Annotated in this window: 22 protein-coding genes; 18 read left to right on the forward strand and 4 right to left on the reverse strand. The window is 43.0% G+C overall.

The window, feature by feature from the left end:
- Positions 1–75 precede the first annotated feature (75 nt).
- The 7 genes from mlaF to murA are packed head-to-tail and all read left to right on the forward strand — an operon-like array spanning position 76 to position 4,630.
- Positions 76–870, forward strand: a complete 795-nt coding sequence (gene mlaF / locus J1N51_RS11925) for a phospholipid ABC transporter ATP-binding protein MlaF (RefSeq protein WP_208833417.1) — start codon at positions 76–78, stop codon at positions 868–870.
- Positions 867–1,643 carry a lipid asymmetry maintenance ABC transporter permease subunit MlaE gene (mlaE, locus tag J1N51_RS11930; RefSeq protein WP_208831490.1) on the forward strand — a complete coding sequence of 259 codons (777 nt, stop codon included), beginning with the start codon at positions 867–869 and terminating at the stop codon, positions 1,641–1,643. Before mlaF ends, mlaE begins: the two co-directional genes overlap by 4 nt.
- Before the next feature lie 16 nt (positions 1,644–1,659).
- Complete coding sequence (mlaD, locus tag J1N51_RS11935) at positions 1,660–2,130, forward strand: outer membrane lipid asymmetry maintenance protein MlaD (RefSeq protein ID WP_208831491.1); 471 nt, start codon at positions 1,660–1,662, stop codon at positions 2,128–2,130.
- Positions 2,131–2,133: 3 nt separating this feature from the next.
- Positions 2,134–2,778 (forward strand): phospholipid-binding protein MlaC, encoded by a 645-nt coding sequence (gene mlaC, locus J1N51_RS11940; RefSeq protein ID WP_208831492.1) that lies wholly within the window; start codon positions 2,134–2,136, stop codon positions 2,776–2,778.
- Positions 2,779–2,781: 3 nt separating this feature from the next.
- Positions 2,782–3,075 carry an STAS domain-containing protein gene (locus tag J1N51_RS11945; RefSeq protein WP_208831493.1) on the forward strand — a complete coding sequence of 98 codons (294 nt, stop codon included), beginning with the start codon at positions 2,782–2,784 and terminating at the stop codon, positions 3,073–3,075.
- A gap of 26 nt (positions 3,076–3,101) precedes the next feature.
- A complete protein-coding gene (locus J1N51_RS11950; protein WP_208831494.1) occupies positions 3,102–3,359 on the forward strand; it encodes a BolA family protein in 258 nt (85 codons plus the stop codon).
- Positions 3,360–3,370: 11 nt separating this feature from the next.
- The gene (gene murA / locus J1N51_RS11955) at positions 3,371–4,630 is read left to right on the forward strand and encodes a UDP-N-acetylglucosamine 1-carboxyvinyltransferase (protein ID WP_208831495.1); all 1,260 of its coding nucleotides are present in this window, start codon (positions 3,371–3,373) and stop codon (positions 4,628–4,630) included.
- A 101-nt stretch (positions 4,631–4,731) separates the two neighbouring features.
- Here murA and J1N51_RS11960 read toward each other — a convergent pair whose 3' ends face one another.
- A complete protein-coding gene (locus J1N51_RS11960) occupies positions 4,732–5,619 on the reverse strand; it encodes a hydrogen peroxide-inducible genes activator (RefSeq protein WP_208831496.1) in 888 nt (295 codons plus the stop codon).
- Positions 5,620–5,838: 219 nt separating this feature from the next.
- Between J1N51_RS11960 and ahpC the strand changes: the two genes are divergently transcribed.
- The 4 genes from ahpC (at position 5,839) to J1N51_RS11980 (ending at position 9,152) form a co-directional block, all read left to right on the forward strand.
- On the forward strand, positions 5,839–6,402 hold the full coding sequence (gene ahpC, locus J1N51_RS11965) for an alkyl hydroperoxide reductase subunit C (RefSeq protein WP_232842797.1): 564 nt from the start codon (positions 5,839–5,841) through the stop codon (positions 6,400–6,402).
- A gap of 57 nt (positions 6,403–6,459) precedes the next feature.
- Positions 6,460–8,034, forward strand: a complete 1,575-nt coding sequence (gene ahpF, locus J1N51_RS11970; RefSeq protein WP_208831497.1) for an alkyl hydroperoxide reductase subunit F — start codon at positions 6,460–6,462, stop codon at positions 8,032–8,034.
- A 235-nt stretch (positions 8,035–8,269) separates the two neighbouring features.
- Positions 8,270–8,647: a hypothetical protein gene (locus J1N51_RS11975; RefSeq protein ID WP_208831498.1), complete on the forward strand. Its 378-nt coding sequence runs from the start codon at positions 8,270–8,272 to the stop codon at positions 8,645–8,647.
- 46 nt (positions 8,648–8,693) lie between these two features.
- Complete coding sequence (locus J1N51_RS11980) at positions 8,694–9,152, forward strand: hypothetical protein (protein WP_208831499.1); 459 nt, start codon at positions 8,694–8,696, stop codon at positions 9,150–9,152.
- An 85-nt stretch (positions 9,153–9,237) separates the two neighbouring features.
- On the opposite strand, the gene J1N51_RS11985 is transcribed toward J1N51_RS11980, so the two are convergent.
- The 3 genes from J1N51_RS11985 to J1N51_RS11995 form a co-directional block, all read right to left on the reverse strand.
- Positions 9,238–10,299 (reverse strand): trypsin-like peptidase domain-containing protein, encoded by a 1,062-nt coding sequence (locus J1N51_RS11985; protein WP_232842798.1) that lies wholly within the window; start codon positions 10,297–10,299, stop codon positions 9,238–9,240.
- Positions 10,300–10,417: 118 nt separating this feature from the next.
- Entirely contained in the window at positions 10,418–11,791 is a 1,374-nt protein-coding gene (locus tag J1N51_RS11990) for a DegQ family serine endoprotease (protein WP_208831500.1), read from the reverse strand.
- 101 nt (positions 11,792–11,892) lie between these two features.
- The gene (locus J1N51_RS11995; protein ID WP_208831501.1) at positions 11,893–12,333 is read right to left on the reverse strand and encodes a ZapG family protein; all 441 of its coding nucleotides are present in this window, start codon (positions 12,331–12,333) and stop codon (positions 11,893–11,895) included.
- Between the two features lie 135 nt (positions 12,334–12,468).
- Here J1N51_RS11995 and zapE point away from each other — a divergent pair, with 135 nt between their 5' ends.
- The 7 genes from zapE (at position 12,469) to sspA (ending at position 18,170) form a co-directional block, all read left to right on the forward strand.
- Positions 12,469–13,572 carry a cell division protein ZapE gene (gene zapE / locus J1N51_RS12000; protein ID WP_208831502.1) on the forward strand — a complete coding sequence of 368 codons (1,104 nt, stop codon included), beginning with the start codon at positions 12,469–12,471 and terminating at the stop codon, positions 13,570–13,572.
- A 185-nt stretch (positions 13,573–13,757) separates the two neighbouring features.
- Positions 13,758–14,186, forward strand: coding sequence for a 50S ribosomal protein L13 (gene rplM, locus J1N51_RS12005; protein ID WP_208831503.1), 429 nt, complete (start codon positions 13,758–13,760; stop codon positions 14,184–14,186).
- Between the two features lie 12 nt (positions 14,187–14,198).
- On the forward strand, positions 14,199–14,591 hold the full coding sequence (gene rpsI / locus J1N51_RS12010; RefSeq protein ID WP_208831504.1) for a 30S ribosomal protein S9: 393 nt from the start codon (positions 14,199–14,201) through the stop codon (positions 14,589–14,591).
- Between the two features lie 210 nt (positions 14,592–14,801).
- A complete protein-coding gene (gene petA, locus J1N51_RS12015) occupies positions 14,802–15,398 on the forward strand; it encodes a ubiquinol-cytochrome c reductase iron-sulfur subunit (RefSeq protein ID WP_208831505.1) in 597 nt (198 codons plus the stop codon).
- Positions 15,398–16,666 carry a cytochrome b gene (locus J1N51_RS12020; RefSeq protein WP_208831506.1) on the forward strand — a complete coding sequence of 423 codons (1,269 nt, stop codon included), beginning with the start codon at positions 15,398–15,400 and terminating at the stop codon, positions 16,664–16,666. The genes petA and J1N51_RS12020 overlap by 1 nt, the downstream gene beginning before the upstream one ends.
- The gene (locus tag J1N51_RS12025) at positions 16,666–17,415 is read left to right on the forward strand and encodes a cytochrome c1 (RefSeq protein WP_208831507.1); all 750 of its coding nucleotides are present in this window, start codon (positions 16,666–16,668) and stop codon (positions 17,413–17,415) included. The genes J1N51_RS12020 and J1N51_RS12025 overlap by 1 nt, the downstream gene beginning before the upstream one ends.
- A 131-nt stretch (positions 17,416–17,546) precedes the next feature.
- Positions 17,547–18,170 (forward strand): stringent starvation protein SspA, encoded by a 624-nt coding sequence (sspA, locus tag J1N51_RS12030; RefSeq protein ID WP_208831508.1) that lies wholly within the window; start codon positions 17,547–17,549, stop codon positions 18,168–18,170.
- Positions 18,171–18,178 lie beyond the last annotated feature (8 nt).

An 18,178-nucleotide genomic window follows, 5' to 3' on the forward strand; every position in this document is an offset into this window, starting at 1 on the left:
TTGAATTTTTAATGTCACAGAGTGTGCGAGGGATGAGTGAGTAATCAGTCAAGCAACACGGCATCTGAACAAGAGATGCTGGTAGAGATCAAAAATGTGACATTTTCTCGTGGCGACCGCGTTATCTACGACAATGTAAGTTTGTCAGTGCCCAAAGGTAAGATCACCGCAATCATGGGGCCAAGCGGAATCGGCAAAACCACCATGTTACGCTTAATCGGCGGACAGCTCTCACCCGATTCTGGGGACATATTTGTCGACGGCCAAAACATTCCAAAACTCAACCGTTCTCAATTGTACAAAGCTCGTGAAAAAATGAGCATGCTATTTCAAAGTGGTGCATTGTTTACTGACATGTCCGTTTTTGACAATGTTGCGTTTCCGATCCGCGAACATACAAATCTTCCTGAAGACATAGTTCGCTCTATGGTGTTATTGAAGTTAGAGGCAGTTGGTTTGCGCGGTGCTCGTGATTTAATGCCTGCAGAGCTATCAGGTGGCATGGCACGTCGCGCGGCACTCGCTCGGTCTATCGCTTTAGATCCTAATTTAATCATGTACGATGAGCCTTTTGTCGGACAGGACCCCATTTCTATGGGCGTGTTGGTGCGATTGATTCGCGACCTTAACACTACGCTCAATCTTACCAGTATTATTGTTTCTCATGACGTAAAAGAAGTTATGGACATCGCCGACTATATATTCATCATGGCGGACAAACGGGTTATCGGTCACGGTTCACGTGATGAGTTGTTAAATAGTGATTCTGAGTTAGTAAAACAATTCTTGAAGGGCGAAGCTGACGGACCTGTGCCGTTTCATTATGCCGCTGAGCCACTAGCACAAGACGTTATGATGGAAGTCAAATGAGAGTATTTCAATCATTAGGAAGAAAAACCATAGACAGAACCGCTTCGATGGGGCGGGCTGCTATGATGCTATCAGGCGCTATTTTTGGACGTTTTAATCCGATTCGTGCGTTTCCGCTGTTTTTAAAACAGGTTTATGTTGTTGGCGTTTTGTCTCTTATCATCATTCTAGTATCAGGCCTATTTATCGGTATGGTATTAGCGCTTCAAGGTTACACTGTACTTATCGATTACGGTGCAGAAGAAAGTTTAGGGCCAATGGTTTCGTTGGCGTTATTAAGAGAATTAGGGCCAGTGGTTACCGCGCTGCTATTTGCGGGTCGAGCGGGTTCAGCTCTGACCGCAGAAATTGGCTTGATGAAAGCGACAGAACAGCTGACGTCACTGGAGATGATGGCTGTTGACCCGATTAAACGAGTGGTCGCTCCGCGTTTTTGGGCTGGTGTGTTTAGTATGCCAATATTGGCTTTATTATTTTCGTCAGTCGGTATTTTAGGTGGTCACATCGTGGGTGTTGAATGGCTTGGCGTTGACCATGGAAGCTTCTGGTCAATTATGCAAGCTAATGTCGACTTCACTAAAGATATTTTAAACGGTGTGATCAAAAGTGTTGTGTTTGCGTTTGTTGTTACCTGGATAGCGTTATATCGAGGTTATGATGCAATTCCTACTTCAGAAGGGATCAGTCAAGCAACAACTCGTACCGTGGTTCAGTCTTCATTAGCCGTTTTGGGTTTAGATTTTGTGTTAACTGCCCTTATGTTTGGCGCTTAACGAAAGGATTATAAAAATGACATCTCGTAAAGTAGAAATATTAGTTGGATTTTTTGTTGCGCTGGGAATTGCCGCAGTGCTGTTTTTGGCCCTAAATGTAGCGAGTCAAGGTGTGACAGGCTCGGGCGAAACCTATCAACTCAAAGCTAAGTTCAGCAACATAGGTGGGCTTAAAGTACGCTCTGCCGTAAAAGTAGGTGGTGTTGTCGTTGGCCGTGTTGAGTCAATCGAGTTAGACCCAGTCGATTATGCGCCAGTAGCGACCTTGGCCATTGATGCCAAATACGATAATTTTCCAGATACCAGCTCGGTTGCTATTTTAACTTCAGGTTTATTAGGCGAGCAGTACCTCGGCTTAGTACCTGGTTTTATTGATGAAACCGTCGAAATCTTAAAAGATGGTGATTACATTGAAGACACCAAGTCAGCTTTAGTACTCGAAGAGCTAATTGGTCAATTCTTATTTAATCAAGGGAGCGATGATTAACCCATGAAACGTATTAGTATTGCCGCGTTATTTATTGTTTTAGCTGGTTTTTTATCACCAGCAGCAGTCGCTGATCACAATGCCAATGACCCATTTAAATTGGTTCGTGAAGTTGCCGACGGATTGTTTAGTCGTATTGCCAATGAACAAGCTCAAATAAAACAAAACCCAGAAGTCTTGCGTACGATCGTCGCTGAGGAGTTGGCACCATCGATAAACCACAAGTATGCTGCCGCCATGGTACTGGGCCGTTATCGCAACGATACGACGGAAGAGCAACGCGAAAAATATTACGATGCGTTTCAAAAATACTTAATTGCTACCTATGCAGGGATTTTAACCTTGTATGACGATCAACAAGTGGTATTTGAACCGGCTTACGCAATTGATGGCCAAAAGATCGTGGTAGTAAAAACTCGCGTGTTGGACGAAGGCAAACCTGACATCCGAATCGACTTTAAACTTCGTAAAAACTCCAAAACCGATGAGTGGAGTGCCTACGATATGGTCGCTGAAGGTATTTCAGTTTTGGACAGCAAACGCGCAGAGCTTCAGGGTTTAATTCGCCAGCAAGGGTTAGATTCTGTGACGGCTTTACTGCTAGAAAAAGCCGAAAAGCCAATTGAAAAGAAAGAATTAGGGGTCTAGTTTATGACCATGTCGATGTCTGTCCAAGGTCAGGTGTTAACAGTGACTGGAGACCTAGATCGGTTTGTATTGGGTAACACCAAACATTACCAATTTCCGGCCGTGTCAGGTGATGTCACGGTCGACTTGGCCAAAGTGACGAGCGTAGACACAGCAGGCCTAGCTTGGGTCTTAAAGCTTGTTGGCTTTTATAAAAGCAGACAGCAAGCCGTTCTTATTAGCAACGAGCCACAGCAATTAATTGCATTGGCTAGTATTAGCAACGCATTAAATTTGTTACCATTGAAGAATTCTTAAACTCGTCGTTTAAATTTGGATTCGTGATGGATATAGATAAAATCAAACAGGTGTTAACTGAGCAGTTAGAGTTAACCGAAGTTATCGTAAAATCAGATGGTTCTCACTATCAAATCACTGCCGTAGGTGATTGTTTTGAATCTCTTTCTCGTGTAAAACAACAACAGCTAGTATACAAACCTTTACTTGCGAGTATCGCTGACGGTAGCATGCATGCTGTTAGTATTAAAACGTACACGCCTCAAGCGTGGGAAAAAGACAAAAAACTTCAATCACTGCTGTAGAACCAATCCATATGGAAAAATTGCTTATCAAAGGTGGCAACCCTTTAATGGGAGAAGTCACTATCTCAGGCGCCAAAAATGCAGCGCTACCTATTCTTATCAGCTCTATTCTTTCGTCTGAGCCTTGCGTATTCAAAAATGTACCTGATTTACGTGATATCACTTTTACTTGCCAGCTATTAGAGCAATTCGGCACCAAAGTCGAAAACAAAGGCAAAGAGATCCACATTGACGCAGGGCCAATTAACTCTACCCATGCGCCTTATGAGCTAGTACACAGAATGCGTGCGTCAATCCTTGTATTAGGGCCATTGTTGGCGCGATTTGGTCATGCAGAAGTTTCGTTACCAGGTGGCTGTGCTATCGGTGCACGACCTGTAGATCTTCACATTGAAGGTTTGAAAAAACTCGGTGCAGAAATTACCGTCGAAGCCGGTTATGTTAACGCCAAAGTAGACGGTCGTTTAAAAGGCGCTCGTATTTACATGAGTACAATCAGCGTTGGTGCCACAGAAAACCTAATGATGGCTGCAGTACTTGCCGAAGGTACAACGATTTTAGAAAACGCCGCACGTGAACCAGAAATTGTTGATTTGGCAGTTTGCCTAAACAAAATGGGTGCGAAGATCACAGGCGCAGGTAGTAATAATATTGTTATTGAAGGTGTTGAGTCACTAACAGGCTGTGAGCACACAGTGTTACCAGACAGAATCGAAACAGGTACGTTCTTAGTGGCGGCGGCAGTAACGGGCGGTCATGTAGTTTGTAAAAACACTGACTATCGTTTAGTAGAGCCAGTGATTGAAAAGCTAAGAGATGCCAACGCATTAGTGAGTTGGGATGAGGATAGCATCACCATCGATATGCGTGGACGTGAGCTCAAAGCTGTAAACATAAAAACTTTGCCTCACCCAGGCTTTCCAACGGATATGCAGGCGCAGTTCACTATTTTGAATGTGGTGGCAAATGGAGTTGGTACCATTACCGAAACAATTTTTGAAAACCGCTTTATGCACGTTCCTGAATTACGTCGTATGGGAGCCAATATCCAACTAGAAGGCAATACGGCAATTTGTCCAGAGTCGAGCCGTCTGACAGGTGCTCAAGTTGTATCGACGGACCTTCGCGCTTCGGCGAGTTTGGTTATTGCAGGCTTGATAGCCGAAGGCACTACGCAACTTGATGAAGTGTTTCATATTGACCGAGGCTACGAAAACATAGAACAAAAGTTTGTTGCGTTAGGTGCGGATATTACACGCGTCGACGATTAACTTCGGTGCACTGATAAATACTGATTAACACTGAAACACACATGGTATTCACTAAAAGGCAGCGATTAAGCTGCCTTTTTATTTAACCGCTAACAAACCTGTTACAGGTGTTGCTTAAACAGCTTGATAAGCGCTTCGATGTTTGGCGTGCCAATGTAATTTGGACGAATAATAAAGGCAATTCGACGGTGCGGACCAGGCTCACCTAAGTGAATAGCTCGCAGCTCTGATTGTTTGGTGATGAGTTGATCAAGGGCCATTTCTGGTACGAGAGTTGTCCCCATTTTTCCGGCCACCATTTGAATAATGGTCGTTAAACTCGTTGAGTCAAATGGCGAGTTGCTCTTTGTCTGGTGCATCGAACAAGCGGCCAGGGCATGATCTTTTAAGCAGTGTCCGTCTTTTAACAACATTAACCGCTCAATTTCCATTTCTTTGCTGGTGATCTCTTTTAAGTTACGAGGACATTCGTCTTTGTGCGACACCCAATAAAAGTCTTCTTGCCAAAACTCAAACGCCATCAACCCTTCAATGTCATAAGGCAATGCCAAAATCGCACAATCCAAATCACCTTTTCTGACCATATCAACCAATACGTGTGATTGATCTTCGACTAAATGAAGCTGTAGTTTAGGGTGGTTTTCGCGAACTGCAGGTAACACTTTGGGTAACAAATACGGACCAATAGTTGGGATAACGCCAATGCTCATCGGTGCGGTCAGTGGTGCCTTGTTGATTTGAGATAATTGATAAAGCTCGTCGACTTGAAGTTTAATATCCTGTGCTTTCTTTAATAACAGCTCGCCTGCAGGCGTGACCAATACCTGCTTGTTATTTCGTTCGAATACCTGAATCCCCAGCTGCTTTTCTAATTCTGTGATTGCTGTACTCAGTGCCGACTGAGAGACGTTGCAAGCGTCAGCGGCTTTTTTAAAGTGCATCGTTTGTTGTACGGCTAGTGCGTATGTTAGCTGCTTGAGTGAAATCATGAAGTCTCCGTTAACATCTTAGGTAACTCATTTTGACGCAAACGTTCTTTAATGAACGATTCTTGTTCAAAAATTTAGAACACAGTGTTCAGTTTAATCAATTTTTCTTAATCAAGTAAAGACCCTAATATTAGTTCCATCGAAACGGAGCAAGTGCTCCAAACTTAAAATCAAAAATGAACGGCAGTTCTGACGCTGCTACAAAAGAGGAAAATTAATATGTCTTTAATCGGTAAATCAATTCCAGACTTCAAAGCACAAGCATTCCACAATGGTGAATTTGTAGAAGTAACATCAGAAGATGTGAAAGGTAAGTGGGGTATCTTTTTGTTCTACCCAGCGGATTTCACGTTTGTTTGTCCTACTGAGTTAGAAGATATGGCTAACCAATACGAAGAACTACAAGGCTTAGGTGTTGAGGTTTATGCAGTATCAACTGATACGCACTTCTCGCACAAAGCATGGCACGACTCAAGCGACGCTATTGGCAAAATCAAGTTCCCAATGTTAGGTGACCAAACTGGCCACATCACTCGCGGTTTCGACGTAATGATTGAAGAAGACCACATGGCTGACCGCGGTACGTTCTTAGTAGACCCTGACGGTATCATCCAAGTTGCAGAAATTCACGCTGGTGGTATCGGCCGCTCTGCAAAAGACATGGTACGTAAAGTTAAAGCCGCTCAGTACGTTCGTGATAACGACGGTGAAGTATGTCCAGCTGCATGGGAGCAAGGTCAACAAACACTTACTCCAAGCTTAGATTTAGTTGGCAAAATTTAATCCGGCGCCAGTAGTAAAAGGGCACCTTAGGGTGCCCCATTTTTAAGGAGGTTTGAAATGTTAAGCAATGACATTTTAGCGGCATTAAAATCATATACAGAAGATATGACTAACCGTGTGAATTTAGTGCTACAGACAGGTGAGCACCCAAAAAGAGCGGAGTTAGTCGAGTTTTTATCGCAGATTTGTTCAGTTTCGGATCAGTTGACGCTAGAAGAGCGTGACGAGTCGGAAATGTTGAGAAGCCCAATTACGTTTGGGTTAGAAGTTGATGGCCAATTTAATGGTATTGTATTTTCAGGCATTCCGAGTGGTCACGAATTTAACTCACTGATTTTGGCGATTTTGCAATCTGCTGGAACAGAGCTTAAGTTAGACAAGCAGCTGATGCGCTTGATTCAAGGTATCGACAAGCCGATTAAATTCGAAGTATTTATCAGCTTAAGTTGTCACAACTGCCCTGATGTAGTCCAGGCTCTCAACCAGTTTGCGTTATTAAATGACAATATCACTACAGAAATGATCGACGGTGGTTTGTTCCAAGACTTGATTGAATCAAGAAACATCCAAGGCGTACCAAGCGTTTATCTTAACGGTGAAGTGTTTGCCAACGGTAAAATTGATACGGCACAGCTGGTTGATAAACTGATCACCAAGTTTCCTGTGACGGTAGAGGCCAGTGAAGAAGATGCGCTACCATTACAAGACGTAACGGTCATTGGTGGTGGTCCGGCAGGTGTCGCTGCAGCAATTTACAGCGCTCGTAAGGGCCTTAAAGTCACTATGGTTGCTGACAGAATTGGTGGACAGGTCAAAGATACTGTCGATATCGAAAACCTGATTTCGGTGAACAAAACGACAGGTACCGAGCTAACCAACAACATGATTGCTCACATGAACGATTATGAGATAACACGTAAAGAGCACTTACGTGTTGCCAAAATCGAGAAGAGCCAAGACAGCGCCAACAAGATTAAAAAGGTGCACTTGAGCTCAGGTGAGATTATTGAGACCAAGACCTTAATCATCGCAACAGGTGCAAAGTGGCGTGAGCTGGGTGTTCCTGGTGAAAAAGAAAACATAGGTAACGGCGTAGCTTACTGTCCACACTGTGATGGCCCATTCTTTAAAGGTAAAGATGTTGCGGTTATCGGTGGCGGTAACTCGGGTGTTGAAGCTGCACTGGATTTAGCGGGTATGGTTAAACATGTAACAGTGTTTGAGTTTTTACCAGAACTTAAAGCGGACCAAGTGTTAGTCGATAAGTTGTACGAGCGCAGCAACGTAACCGTGATAAAAAACGCGGCAACCTCAGAAATCGTCGCAACAAACGGTAAAGTTAGCAGCATTAAATACGTAGACCGTGCTACAAACGAAACACTAGAAAAAGAATTGTCAGGTGTGTTTGTTCAAATTGGTTTGTTACCTAACAGTGACTTTATCGATGGCGTAGTAGAGCGTACACAATTTGGTGAAATCATTATCGATGAAAAAGGCCAAACGTCAGAACCAGGCATCTTTGCTTGTGGTGACGTAACAACAGTACCTTACAAGCAAATCGTAATTTCGATGGGCGAAGGTGCCAAAGCGTCACTATCGGCATTCGATTACCTGATTCGAAACGGCCTATAAGCTCAATAACCTTTCCGAAATCCTAACAAAAGCCCGCTTTGCGGGCTTTTTTGTTTTGTTAAAACAAGTCGTTTGGTGTTACTTGACAAACTTTTTCCTTAGGCTAATTTTAATGAAGTGATCCGTGTAATCACTCTAGACGGTTGAAACTTTTAAAAGGGAATTATTATGAAAATCAAATCAAATCAAATCAAATCAGATCAAATCAAATTCAACTAAATTAATGACGGCCCTGTTGTCAGTTTTTTGTTTGGTCAATACCGCTGTAGCAGCTCCCGATACAATAATTAGTAAGTACTACTACAGAACAGCTGCCAAGCAGGAGCTTATAGGGTATTGGTATCAGAGTTGTTATTTATCATTTAGCGTTTCTTGGGGCAAAAAAGAAGGATATGTACAAAATGATCCAGCAATGCACGGTTGGGATTGTACTAGATTAGGTATGTCTGGAAATAGAAGAGGTAGTTGTCTCGCGTCAGACTTTGATGGAGTAAAAGAACTTGTTTCGAGGTGGAATAGTGACACTAAGCGATATGAAATAGTGGAGATTGTCGATGCGACTCATTGGGACAGTATTACTGGTAGATGTGAACAAGAAAACCCTTTGTTTTAATTAAAGGAAAAGGAAAAGGAAAAGGAAAAGGAAAAGGAAAAGGAAAATGAAAAGTTTAATATGCGTAGTAATTCTTCTTTTATTCTTTAATCTCCATGCTGAGGAGAACAAAGTGATAATTGAAGGTAATTCATTTCGGGCAGTAAGTACTGAACAAGTGGTGGTGACCGGTTGTTACGGAAGTTATATTCATCCAAACCTAGCACCTTCGACTAAGAAGTATGAGGTTAGCGAGATTAGTAATGGGTTTCACGTCGTTGTAGTTGAAAAATCTACTGTTGTTGAGGGGGCAATAAGAAGTGCTATTGTTCAAATTGACAACGTAGAGGTAACCCCAGGAGATAGATACAGTTATGGTCTTGAGGTAAACGGTGCTGATGCTAAAGTTTGGTTAGTAAACGATCAAACAAATGAACCAGTTTCAAACATAACAGAGTTTAAACTTAAGCCTTACTTCAAAACAAAAAAGATAGAAACAAAAGTTCCTGCAACTTGCGCGGCATAATAAAAATAATTCGACTCAGTTATGTTACTGTTAAAACAACTCATGGTGTATAACAAATTGGAAGTTAGGTAGAAGGCAAGTTAAATTATTCTTCGCCTAACTTTCCTATTGTCACAGTAAATTGCTGAACGCGTTTGTTGCGCGATACGTCCAAGGTGATTTGTGTGCCTGGTTCCATATTTTCGACCATGGCTGACATGTGCATGATACTGACAACTTGTTTGCCATTGAGTGCTAATACTATGTCTCCACGGCGTAAGCCACCTGCCCAGCCGGGGCCAAATGGATCAACTTCAGTAATAAGTACGCCTGCAACTGGCTCTATTTGGGTTCGGACTGGTTGTCCGTATTGATTGATCTGTTCGCCGCTGATACCTAAATAACCACGGGTTACTTCGCCGTAAGCCATGAGTTTATCCATGACGGATTTGGCTAATTTATAAGGAATGGCAAAGAAAATCCCTTGTACGCCTAACGAACCTTGAGCTGCGGTATTGATTCCGACTAGCTTGCCTTGAGAATTAACCAATGCGCCGCCTGAGTTACCAATATTGATTGCTGCGTCCATCTGAATAAAGTCGACATAAGACGATCCTGGGCGCTTTTTGCTGGTGGCACTGATGATCCCTTGCGTAATGGTTTGGCCAAAGTTTAAAGGGTTACCAATGGCAAGCACTATGTCACCGACTTGTGGTTCTAAATCTGCCTGTTGTGGAATAGTGGGTAAATTGACCGCGTCTATTTTTAATAACGCCAGGTCTGTTACCTTGTCTAAGCCGATAACTTCAGCATTAAATTGGCGGCCATCTTGTAAATCCACCAAAATCGATTCAGCGCGGTCAACAACGTGGTAATTCGTTAAAATGTGACCATTACTGGTCATAATCACACCAGAGCCTAGATCATCAAATACTTCTGGGGTATTAGTGCCAGGTCGCATAGATGCAACTGAGTAAATATTTACCACAGCTGGCGCGGCTTCTTTTACGGCATAAGAAAATGACATGGCTTGTGGACGAATGACATTTTCTGTGAGGGTGTTAAGGCCTAGTTTGTTGCGAAGATCGGGGCTTAATAAAATGATCACTAATGCGGCTGCTAAACCATATGCAACAGCATTTAACACAAACTTTATTTTACCGATCACGAGACGCTCCAAGTTTCCTTTTTGTATACGTTACTATTTTAATATTAAAAAAGCCCCTAATAAATTAATATTAGGGGCTTTTTTGTATCAAGTAATGTCTAGCCTTAGTGGCGATAAGTTAACGTATCAAAATATACAGTGAGCTATTACCGCGTACGACATTTAGTGCCATGACGCCTTTGGCGTTTTCGAGGGCATCTCTTAATTCACCGACACTGGTGATGCGAGTTCGGTTCACGCCGACAATGACGTCGTTGGTTTCAAGCCCTAGCATTGCTGCTGGAGAACGCTCTTCTACTTCCGTCACTTCAACACCCTCGGCACCTTTATTGGTTTGGCCTGAAGCAAAGGTTGCACCTTTGAGTGATGGATGAATCGTTCCCGCTGTGACAGCTGGCTTATCTGCAGCGCCAAGAACAACATCGAGCTTAATCGTTTTGCCTTTGCGCTCAACCGTTAACTCAAGTTCGCTTCCTGCGCCTTTGGTGCTGACTTTACTGCGAAGTTCGTTAAACGAGCGGATTTTTACGCCGTCTACGTGGGTAATAACATCCCCCGATTCTAAGCCACCTTTATCCGCCGATGAGTCTTCCATTACCTGCAATACAAATGCACCTTGTGCGATGTCTAAGTCAAATGACTTGGCAATTTCGGCGTCGAGGTCACGACCTGTAATACCCAACACACCGCGCTTAACTTCACCAAACTCGATGAGTTGATCGACCAAGTTCTGCATCATCACAGAAGGGATTGCAAACCCAATACCTACGTTACCGCCGCTTGGGGCAATAATGGCAGTGTTGATGCCGACCAGTTCGCCTTTTAAGTTAACCAAAGCACCGCCTGAGTTACCGCTGTTAATCGCGGCATCAGTTTGAATGTAATCTTCAAGGGATTGATTAGCCAGACCACTGCGGCCTTTGGCACTGACAATACCCGACGTTACTGTTTGGCCCAGACCAAAAGGATTACCTATGGCCACAACAAAATCACCAACTCGTAGTTTGTCTGAATTTGCAATTTTTACTTCTGTCAGGTTTTTCGGTTCGATTTTTAACAGAGCAACGTCACTTTCGGCATCGCTACCGATTTTTTTGGCTTCGAACTGACGGCCGTCTTTTAAAGTGACGATGATTTCATCTGCATCGTCGATAACGTGGTTGTTGGTGACGATGTAGCCTTTGTCTTTGTCGATGATGACACCAGAGCCTAACCCTTTAAACGGTCGCTCTTGAACTTGTGGGCCGCGTCGATTACCAAAGAAGTATTGAAATGGGTCCATACCGGCACGGACTTCTTTGCTACCGGCAACCGAAATATTGACGACGGCAGGCGTGACTTGTTCAACCATAGGCGCCAAAGAAGGAACTTCATCTTTGAGCATAGAGAACGGGAATGCCGCCTGAGCGGGTGCGGACAACGACAGTGCAGACGCGAACATCGCCGCCACTGCCGTTAATTTTAAAACATTAGATTTAACCAAAACTGCCATAAATGGTGTACTCCTTTATATGAATTACAAAATCAGACAGAAGATGAAAGTCTAAGTTCCTAACTTATTTACCTTTTACCTTTCTTTACGCTTAAGTAGGGTTAAGGTTTGGCTTTTTCAACGTCTTTTTCTGGGGCTACGCCTTTAAATACACCAGAGGCGGTCGCTGAATAATCTAACGGTTGGTTTTCGGTTTCCGATTTCTTTCGCGGCTGTTGAGGGTTCGTTTTTAAAAACTCAGTTGCTTCTTCTGAGAAAAACGGAAATGCCGGTGCGCTCTCTGCTTTTTGCATTAAGTGCTCAGCATCGGCAATGTTATTGTTAATGGCATTAGTAATACCCTCTAGTTGGCTCGCTAGGGTTTTGTAGTTAGCCAGCTGATCTTGCCACTCTTGCTTGAGCAATGCCTGCTCTTGCTGACATTGAGCAAGTTGCTCTTTGGTGGAAGATGAATTTTGAAAAAACTTATTACGCGCAATGACAATTGCGATGCCAACGATAATACCTACAAGAAAAATAATGAATGCGTTGATAAATTCCATTCCTAAGCCTTTTTTAAATTTACATCGGGATTTATTATCTCATTATGTCTTACAATGAGGTGAGCGTGTTAGTATTTTATCTCATGTTTTTGTTTCAATGTTTTAATCAAGCGATTTAGAAGAATTATAAGTCAAATGTCAGAGAACCACACAAATAATACACCTTGGCAACAATATCAGAGTGATTTACAACGATCTGATTTTCAACACGATAGTGCTCAAGAGAACGCGGTAAAACACCTGCAAAGACTGTATGAAGACCTTACAGCCGCCCCTACTAAGCAAAGCTTGTGGCAAAAACTAACGGGTAAAAAGCCCGAGCCAGTCCAAGGTATTTATTTTTGGGGTGGGGTAGGACGCGGTAAAACTTACCTAGTGGATACCTTTTATCACTGTTTGCCGTTTGATCGTAAGTTGCGAATTCACTTCCATCGCTTTATGCACAAAGTACACGATCAAATGAAAGCACTTCAAGGCCAGGAAGATCCACTAAAGATCGTGGCAAAAAATCTTGCTGAAGAGGCCAGAGTCATTTGCTTCGATGAGTTTTTTGTATCGGATATTACAGATGCAATGATCTTAGGGACCTTACTGGATGAATTGTTTAAGCTTGGCGTTGTTTTTGTGACGACCTCGAACATTGTTCCTGATGAGTTGTATCGCAATGGCTTGCAACGCGCTCGCTTTTTACCTGCTATTGCCTTGCTTAACAAACACTGTGACGTCGTTAACGTGGACTCTGGTGTCGATTATCGTTTACGTACGTTAGAACAAGCAGAGATTTATCACTATCCGCTTGAGCAAAGTGCTGAAGAAAACTTAGCTAAGTACTTCAAGCAGCTTGCGCCAGAAGAGGGTAACGCCAACCAGTCGATTGAGATTGAAGGTCGCAACATCACTACTAATTGGGTCGCGGATGGCGTAGTGTGGTTTGATTTTAAAGCGATATGCAAAACTGCTCGGTCGCAATTGGACTACATTGAAATCAGTCGTATTTATCACACAGTGCTACTGTCGAATGTCGAACAGATGGGCAAAGAAAACGACGATGCGGCACGACGTTTTATCTCAATGATAGATGAGTTTTATGAACGCAAGGTCAAATTGATCATTTCGGCCCAAGTTAAACTCGAAGAATTGTATGGCTCCGGTGGCTTAGAGTTCGAATTTAAGCGATGCGTAAGCCGCCTTCAAGAAATGCAAAGTCACGAGTATTTGGCAGAACCACATATTCCGTAAAAAAGTTGCTTTAAGGTGATGATCTTTTCTGCGTTTTCTGTATAATGCCGCGCCTACCCACCGTTACTAATCGGTTGTATTAGCCTGCAGTCGGTTGTGCACTCGAAGGGGTGCGATGAAATGGTGTAGTTAAACAACAGTTTAGCTACTGGCTTAAAACTATATTTTATTAGGTTATAGATATAATGAAAACCTTTACTGCAACACCATCTACCATCACTCGTGATTGGTATGTTGTTGATGCCGAGGGCAAAACTCTTGGTCGCATCGCAACTGAAATCGCTCGTCGTTTACGCGGCAAGCATAAGCCTGAGTACACTCCGCACATGGATACTGGTGATTACATCATCGTTGTTAACGCGGACAAAGTTACAGTTACTGGCAACAAAGGCCAAGGTAAAATGTACTACTCGCACTCTGGTTACCCAGGTGGTATCAAAGAAATTAACTTCAACGATCTTCAAGCTAAAAAGCCTGAAATGATCATTGAAAAAGCAGTTAAAGGCATGTTGCCACGTGGTCCTCTTGGCCGTGCAATGTTCCGTAAACTTAAAGTGTATGCTGGCGCTGAACACAATCACGCTGCACAGCAACCTCAAGTATTAGATATTTAAGGAGCATAAAAAATGGCTGATACTCAATACTACGGAACTGGTCGTCGTAAGAGCTCTACTGCTCGTGTATTCTTACGTCCAGGTACAGGCAACATCGTAATCAACAAGCGTTCAATTGAAGAATTCTTCAGTCGTGAAACTGCTCGTATGGTTGTTCGTCAACCTCTAGAGCTAGTTGAACTTCTAGAGAAGTTTGACCTATACATCACTGTTTCTGGTGGTGGTACTACTGGTCAAGCTGGTGCGATCCGTCACGGCATCACACGCGCTCTTATGGAGTACGACGATTCTTTACGTTCATCTCTTCGCCAAGCTGGCTTCGTTACTCGTGACGCACGTCGCGTTGAACGTAAGAAAGTTGGTCTTAAGAAAGCACGTAAGAAGACACAGTTCTCAAAACGTTAAGATTGCCTTGCAACTTTTCTGTACAAAAAGCCCGTATTTTACGGGCTTTTTTATTTCAATCTGAAAATTCTCTTCTATATTTCTATATTGCCTTGTTTTGCATAGGGCTTTTTCGGTAGAATCCCATACATTACCAAAATTTTAAGACTCGCCTCGTTTTTATGTGTGAGACTTAAGACGCTTATTAATCCTAATCGCGGAGAATATTGGATGAGCAATGCGCCTGTAGACAATAGTCGTCGTCGTTTCCTAACTGTAGCAACCGGTGTTATCGGTGGTGCGGGAGCGGTTGCAGCGGCTGTGCCATTTATTGCTTCTTGGAACCCAAGTGCCCGAGCTAAATCGGCTGGTGCTCCTGTAGAAGTCGACATTACAAAAATCGAACCGGGTCAATTGATTCGAGTTGAGTGGCGAAGTAAGCCAGTTTGGGTTATTTATCGTACACCAGAAATGATTAAGACGATCGAAAGTATCGCTGAAGGTGATTTAAAAGACGCTAATTCAGAAGCTGAACAGCAACCTGAATACGCTAAAAACCTTCTGCGCTCTAAACGACCTGAAATTTTTGTTGCCGTTGGTATCTGTACGCACTTAGGGTGCTCTCCTACCTATTTTGCTGAAGGCTATGAAGAAGTTGTTGAAGGCGTAAACTCTGGTTTTTACTGTCCTTGTCACGGTTCTAAGTTTGATATGGCCGGTCGTGTATTCAGTGGTGTGCCGGCAGGTGCAAACCTTCAAGTACCGCCGCACTACTTTGTTGACGACAACACTATCCTGGTTGGTGAAGATCAGGAAGGAGCAGCATAATGTTTAAAAATCTAGTCGATTGGATTGATGCTCGTATTCCGATGTCACGTGTGTACAACATGCACATGGCACAATACCCAGCACCAATTAACATGAACTTCTGGTACGTATTCGGCTTTTTGGCGACTATCGTACTAGTAAACCAAATCGTAACTGGTATTTGGTTAACAATGAGTTACGAACCTTCTGCAGCAGGTGCATTCGCGTCTGTTGAATACATTATGCGTGATGTTGAATACGGCTGGGTAATTCGTTACATGCACTCTACAGGTGCATCGGCGTTCTTCGTTGTTGTATATCTGCACATGTTCCGCGGCATGATGTACGGTTCTTACCAGAAACCACGTGAACTTCTGTGGTTATTCGGTATGTTCATCTACTTAGCGCTAATGGCTGAAGCCTTCATGGGTTATCTACTGCCTTGGGGACAAATGTCTTACTGGGGTGCACAGGTAATCATAGGTCTATTCGGTACGATTCCTGTTATTGGTGAAGACTTAGCGTTATGGATTCGTGGTGACTACGTTGTATCTGGTGCGACTCTTAACCGTTTCTTCGCATTACACGTTATTGCATTGCCATTAATCATCGTTATCTTAGTGTTCTTACACATCGTTGCTCTTCACGAAGTGGGTTCTAACAACCCAGATGGTGTTGACGTTAAGCGTCCTAAAGGCTCGCTTTCTGACGAAGAAAAAACAAAGTTTGAGTTCCACGAATACTACACGTCTAAAAAAGACATCTTAGATGACGTTGTACCATTCTTCCCACACATGGTTCTTAAAGACCTAATGGCGTTTGGTGTATTCATCTTCTTGTTCTGTTACGTAATGTTCTTTAACCCGGACATGTACGGTAAGTTCATCGAACACCCTAACTTTGAAATGGCAAACAACCTGAAAACACCTGAACACGTATTCCCGGTTTGGTACTTCACGCCGTTCTACGCGATTCTTAAAGCGGTACCTAACCCGTTTGGTGGTGTATTAGCGATGTTTGGTGCGATTATCTTATTGGCACTATTGCCTTGGATTGACCGCGGTAAAGTTCGCTCTTGGCGCTACCGTTGTGGCCTACACAAAATCAACCTAATCGTATTTGCGATTGTATTCATTATCTTGGGTTACTTAGGTGGTACACCGGGTACACCATTCAAAGAAATGATTGCTAAGGTATTTACTGTTATGTACTTCGGCTTCTTCGTGTTGTTGTGGTTATACAGTAAAAACGAAAAAACTAAGCCATTACCAGAGCGAGTGACTAAATAATGAGAAAGATACTAATTACTCTAGGGTTAATTGCTGGTTTAACTAGTCCACTAGCAATGAGTGCGGGCAGCGTTGAGCTGCCTTACAAAGCAGACGTTGATTTGACGGACAAAGCGTCACTACAACGCGGAGCTAAGTTGTTCATGAACTACTGCTTGGGTTGTCACCAAATGCAGTTCCAACGTTATGAGCGTACTTTCAACGATTTAGGTATTCCACTAGAAGCGGGTATGGAAAACTTGGTTTTCACTCGTGACACAAAAGTGGGCGACCATATCAAAAACTCAATGCCAGCTGATTCAGCGGCACAATGGTTTGGTGCTCCGCCACCAGATTTAACGCTTGAAGCTCGTCTTCGTGGTCCAGACTGGATTTACAGCTACTTAAAGTCTTTCTATGTTGACCCTTCGCGTCCATTTGGCGTGAACAACACAGTATTTAAAGACGTAGGTATGCCTCATGTTCTTCAAGAGCTTCAAGGTGTGCCAAGCAAAGTATACGAAGAGCGTATGATTGACGGCGAAATGGTCAAAGAATACGTTGGTATCAAGTCAGATGGTTCTGGTGAACTAAGTGAAGACGAGTACGATCGCGCTATGCTAGATCTGACTAACTTCATGGTTTACGTTGGTGAGCCTATGATTCTTGAGCGTGAGAGCATCGGTTGGAAAGCATTAATTTACTGCTTTATCTTCTGGGTGTTCGCAGTGTTGCTTAAGAAAGAATACTGGAGAGATATTAAGAAGTAATCGTTAAGGAAAATAAACCCTTACCGTAGTTCTTAAAATAAAAAGGGGTGTTTGCCCCTTTTTTGGTAGATGAAATATTATTCAAATTGCGTGTTGCAGTTTGAGATTGAGAAAGATTTTTGGAGAATTCAATGGCTGTGTCTGCAAACAAACGTGCAGTAATGACTTTATTTTCAGGTGCCAATGACATGTATAGTCATCAGGTGCGTATCGTTCTAGCTGAAAAGGGCGTCAACGTAGACATTCACTACGTAAGCTCAGATAACATGCCTGAAGATCTATACGAAGTTAACCCATATGGCAACGTACCAACGTTAATCGACCGTGAGTTGGGTTTATATCGCGCCAATATCATTAATGAATACCTTGATGAGCGTTTTCCACATCCACCACTAATGCCTGTGTACCCAGTTGCACGTGGTCGTTGTCGTTTAATGATGGACCGTATCGAAAACGATTGGTACTCACTAACTCGTAAAATTGAAGCTGGTGATGAATCAGCGCGTCAAGAGCTAAAAGAAAGCATCTTAGCGGTTGCGCCTATCTTCGCTGAAGAACCATACTTCATGAGTGAAGAGTTCAGCTTAGTAGATTGTTACTTAGCTCCTCTGTTATGGCGTTTACCGTCATGGGGAATCGAACTTACTGGCCCTGCGGCAAAAGACATCAAGTCTTACATGCTACGAGTATTTGAGCGTGAGTCATTCCAAGCATCATTAACTGATGTTGAGAAAGACATCAGAAGCCAATACTAATAGATATC

The organism is Psychrosphaera ytuae (assembly GCF_017638545.1).
GTDB lineage: Bacteria > Pseudomonadota > Gammaproteobacteria > Enterobacterales > Alteromonadaceae > Psychrosphaera > Psychrosphaera ytuae.

What these genes read in the sequence shown, in the direction of transcription:
- mlaF (WP_208833417.1), top strand. Translation starts at nt 76, where the DNA reads ATGCTGGTAGAGATCAAAAATGTGACATTTTCTCGTGGCGACCGCGTT.
- mlaE (WP_208831490.1), top strand. Translation starts at nt 867, where the DNA reads ATGAGAGTATTTCAATCATTAGGAAGAAAAACCATAGACAGAACCGCT.
- mlaD (WP_208831491.1), top strand. Translation starts at nt 1,660, where the DNA reads ATGACATCTCGTAAAGTAGAAATATTAGTTGGATTTTTTGTTGCGCTG.
- mlaC (WP_208831492.1), top strand. Translation starts at nt 2,134, where the DNA reads ATGAAACGTATTAGTATTGCCGCGTTATTTATTGTTTTAGCTGGTTTT.
- J1N51_RS11945 (WP_208831493.1), top strand. Translation starts at nt 2,782, where the DNA reads ATGACCATGTCGATGTCTGTCCAAGGTCAGGTGTTAACAGTGACTGGA.
- J1N51_RS11950 (WP_208831494.1), top strand. Translation starts at nt 3,102, where the DNA reads ATGGATATAGATAAAATCAAACAGGTGTTAACTGAGCAGTTAGAGTTA.
- murA (WP_208831495.1), top strand. Translation starts at nt 3,371, where the DNA reads ATGGAAAAATTGCTTATCAAAGGTGGCAACCCTTTAATGGGAGAAGTC.
- J1N51_RS11960 (WP_208831496.1), bottom strand. Translation starts at nt 5,619, where the DNA reads ATGATTTCACTCAAGCAGCTAACATACGCACTAGCCGTACAACAAACG.
- ahpC (WP_232842797.1), top strand. Translation starts at nt 5,839, where the DNA reads ATGTCTTTAATCGGTAAATCAATTCCAGACTTCAAAGCACAAGCATTC.
- ahpF (WP_208831497.1), top strand. Translation starts at nt 6,460, where the DNA reads ATGTTAAGCAATGACATTTTAGCGGCATTAAAATCATATACAGAAGAT.
- J1N51_RS11980 (WP_208831499.1), top strand. Translation starts at nt 8,694, where the DNA reads ATGAAAAGTTTAATATGCGTAGTAATTCTTCTTTTATTCTTTAATCTC.
- J1N51_RS11990 (WP_208831500.1), bottom strand. Translation starts at nt 11,791, where the DNA reads ATGGCAGTTTTGGTTAAATCTAATGTTTTAAAATTAACGGCAGTGGCG.
- J1N51_RS11995 (WP_208831501.1), bottom strand. Translation starts at nt 12,333, where the DNA reads ATGGAATTTATCAACGCATTCATTATTTTTCTTGTAGGTATTATCGTT.
- zapE (WP_208831502.1), top strand. Translation starts at nt 12,469, where the DNA reads ATGTCAGAGAACCACACAAATAATACACCTTGGCAACAATATCAGAGT.
- rplM (WP_208831503.1), top strand. Translation starts at nt 13,758, where the DNA reads ATGAAAACCTTTACTGCAACACCATCTACCATCACTCGTGATTGGTAT.
- rpsI (WP_208831504.1), top strand. Translation starts at nt 14,199, where the DNA reads ATGGCTGATACTCAATACTACGGAACTGGTCGTCGTAAGAGCTCTACT.
- petA (WP_208831505.1), top strand. Translation starts at nt 14,802, where the DNA reads ATGAGCAATGCGCCTGTAGACAATAGTCGTCGTCGTTTCCTAACTGTA.
- J1N51_RS12020 (WP_208831506.1), top strand. Translation starts at nt 15,398, where the DNA reads ATGTTTAAAAATCTAGTCGATTGGATTGATGCTCGTATTCCGATGTCA.
- J1N51_RS12025 (WP_208831507.1), top strand. Translation starts at nt 16,666, where the DNA reads ATGAGAAAGATACTAATTACTCTAGGGTTAATTGCTGGTTTAACTAGT.
- sspA (WP_208831508.1), top strand. Translation starts at nt 17,547, where the DNA reads ATGGCTGTGTCTGCAAACAAACGTGCAGTAATGACTTTATTTTCAGGT.